The following is a 2,812-nucleotide window of genomic DNA, read 5'->3' as shown; positions in this document are numbered from 1 at the left end:
GGCGGCGTGCGGGTGGCGGGAGCCGCAGATGAGGCCGCGCAGGCAGCCGCGCCCGTACGCGAGCGTGCGCGCGAGCAGCGCCTTGCCGAGCCCCTTGCCCTGCGCGTCCGGCACGACGACCAGCAGCGACAGCCCCCAGGTGCCCTCGCGTCTGGTGGACAGCGCCGCGCCGACCGGCCGGCCGGAGTCGTCCATGGCCAGCCAGCAGCCGCTGGGGTCGGTGCGGGCCAGGTGCCGTACGACGCTGCGCAGGAGGATCGCGCCGTTCTCGTCGGGCTCCTCGGGCGGGTCGCCCTTGGCCTCGTGCGAGGCGGCGAACGCGGCGTGGGCGGTGAGGCGTACGGCCTCGGCGTCGTCCTTCGTGTCGCGGACCTGGCGCAGCATCATGCGGTCAATCCTCTGCTCTGCGCCGGGCCCGCGTCACCCCCCGTATCCGGACGTCAGGGCAGTGCCAGCATCCGCTCCAGCGCGAGCCTGGCGAAGTGCTCGGTCTCCTTGTCGACCTCGACGCGGTTGACGAGCTTGCCGTCCGCCAGCGACTCCAGCGCCCAGACCAGGTGGGGCAGGTCGATGCGGTTCATGGTGGAGCAGAAGCAGACGGTGCGGTCGAGGAAGACGATCTCCTTGTCGGGGTGGCGCTTGGCCAGCCGGCGGACGAGGTTCAGCTCCGTGCCCACCGCCCACTTCGAGCCCGCGGGGGCCGCGTCGAGGGCCTTGATGATGTGCTCGGTGGAGCCGACCTGGTCGGCGGCGGCGACCACTTCGTGCTTGCACTCGGGGTGGACCAGCACGTTCACGCCGGGGATGCGCTCGCGTACCTCGTCGACGGAGTCGAGCGAGAAGCGGCCGTGCACGGAGCAGTGCCCGCGCCACAGGATCATCTTCGCGGCGCGCAGCTGCTCGGCGGTCAGGCCGCCGTTCGGCCGGTGCGGGTTGTAGAGGACGCAGTCGCCGGGGGACAGGCCCAGGTCGCGTACCGCGGTGTTGCGGCCGAGGTGCTGGTCGGGCAGGAACAGCACCTTGCCCGCGCCGGCCTCGCGTTGCGCGAAGGCCCAGTCCAGGGCCCGCTCCGCGTTGGAGGAGGTGCATATCGTGCCGCCGTGCCGGCCGGTGAACGCCTTGATGTCGGCGGAGGAGTTCATGTACGACACGGGGACGGTGGCGTCCGCGACGCCGGCCTCGGTGAGCACGTCCCAGCACTCGGCGACCTGCTCGGCGGTGGCCATGTCGGCCATGGAGCAGCCGGCGGCCAGGTCGGGCAGGACGACCGCCTGGGCGTCGGTGGTGAGGATGTCCGCCGACTCGGCCATGAAGTGCACGCCGCAGAAGACGATGTACTCCGCCTCGGGGCGGGCCGCGGCCTGCTGCGCGAGCTTGAAGGAGTCGCCGGTCACGTCGGCGAACTGGATGACCTCGTCGCGCTGGTAGTGGTGGCCGAGGACGAAGACCTTCTCGCCCAGTCGCTCCTTGGCCGCGCGGGCGCGTTCGACGAGCCCGGGGTCGGAGGGGGCCGGCAGGTCGCCGGGACAGTCGACGCCGCGCTCGCTGGAGGGGTCCGCCTCCCGCCCGAGCAGCAGCAGGGCGAGGGGTGTGGGGGTCACATCAAGGTCCTGGGCGGTGGTCACAGCGCACTCCACCCTTTCTCTTCGGCTCGCGGCGGGCTGCCGGCGCAGCTGTTTTCGTCATATTGACATTATTAATCATATCCCCTTCGCGTCAGGTTGACGATGGTGCTCGCGTCAATGTGACGAATGCCGCGCGCACGTCCCGGCCCGGTCCGTACGCCCTCCTCCGACCTTGGGCGGATGACCCGAAGTGGTGGCGTATGCGAGCATGCAAGGAGCAAGAATGCGCGCGCCCGGCCGGAATGAATCGGGGGCGCGGCCGGTTGGACTCGATCGGCAAGCAGTCCACAACCCGGGAGACATGCGAATGACCGTTCAGGGCGAGACCACCGCAGTCGACGGCATCATTCTGTCCGACGCCGCTGCGGCGAAGGTCAAGAACCTGCTGGAGCAGGAAGGCCAGCCGGATCTCAAGCTCCGCGTCGCCGTACAGCCCGGTGGCTGCTCCGGCCTGCGCTACCAGCTCTTCTTCGACGACCGCGACCTCGACGGCGACGTCGTCAAGGACTTCGGCGGCGTCTCGGTCGTGACGGACCGGATGAGCGCCCCGTATCTGACCGGTGCGTCGATCGACTTCGTCGACACCATCGAGAAGCAGGGCTTCACGATCGACAACCCGAACGCGACCGGCTCCTGCGCCTGCGGCGACTCCTTCAGCTGAGGAGCGCGCCCGGAGCGCCCGCGGGCTGCCGGCGCGTACCGGCATGGAGGAAGGCGGCGGAAACCCCCACGGTTCCGCCGCCTTCCGCTTGTGTGGGCGAGGTCGCCCTGCGTGGCGGTGCCTACGCTCCCGCGCCTACTTCGCCGCCACCTTCTCCCCGGTCCCCGCGTCCACGACCTTGCGGCCGTCCAGCGGCGCGGACAGCTCCACCGTCTCCGTGAAGCGCTTGGCGATCTTGATGCAGACCTGGCCCGGCTCCTTCTCCTCGCCGGTGAGCCGCGCCGTCACCGCGCCGCCCGACTCCTCGGCCGTCGCCGCGTAGTCCGTGCACACGCCGCCCCAGAAGTGCAGCTTCAGGGTGCGCCCGTCCGCCGAGTACGACTCGATGCCCACGGCCGTCGGCCCCGCGCCGCCGCTCTCCGGCTGCTCCGGCCGCGCCGACGACGGCGGCTGCGCCGGCTCTGCGGGCTCCACCCGACCGGGCGAATCCGGCGCCGAGCCGCTGTCCGTGCCGCTGTCGCCGCCC

The 2,812-nt window shown here is 71.4% G+C and carries 3 protein-coding genes and 1 pseudogene; 1 reads left to right on the top strand and 3 read right to left on the bottom strand.

The genetic code is table 11. The features are described from left to right. Positions 1 to 387, bottom strand: a 387-nt coding sequence (locus tag H5J30_RS25595; RefSeq protein ID WP_181789709.1) for a GNAT family N-acetyltransferase, incomplete at its 3' end; no start/stop codon positions are given. A 53-nt stretch (positions 388 to 440) separates the two neighbouring features. After that, on the bottom strand, positions 441 to 1,625 hold the full coding sequence (gene nadA, locus H5J30_RS25590; protein ID WP_181789708.1) for a quinolinate synthase NadA: 1,185 nt from the start codon (positions 1,623 to 1,625) through the stop codon (positions 441 to 443). Between the two features lie 307 nt (positions 1,626 to 1,932). Here nadA and erpA point away from each other — a divergent pair, with 307 nt between their 5' ends. Then, positions 1,933 to 2,286, top strand: a complete 354-nt coding sequence (gene erpA, locus H5J30_RS25585; protein WP_181789707.1) for an iron-sulfur cluster insertion protein ErpA — start codon at positions 1,933 to 1,935, stop codon at positions 2,284 to 2,286. A gap of 135 nt (positions 2,287 to 2,421) precedes the next feature. Here erpA and H5J30_RS25580 read toward each other — a convergent pair. After that, positions 2,422 to 2,812 (bottom strand): annotated as a pseudogene (locus H5J30_RS25580) (hypothetical protein); the annotation flags it as partial.

It is taken from the genome of Streptomyces phytophilus (genome assembly GCF_013870535.1).
GTDB lineage: Bacteria > Actinomycetota > Actinomycetes > Streptomycetales > Streptomycetaceae > Streptomyces > Streptomyces phytophilus.
Note: the sequence above shows the minus strand (reverse complement) of the source record. Positions and strands in the feature narration are given on the sequence as shown.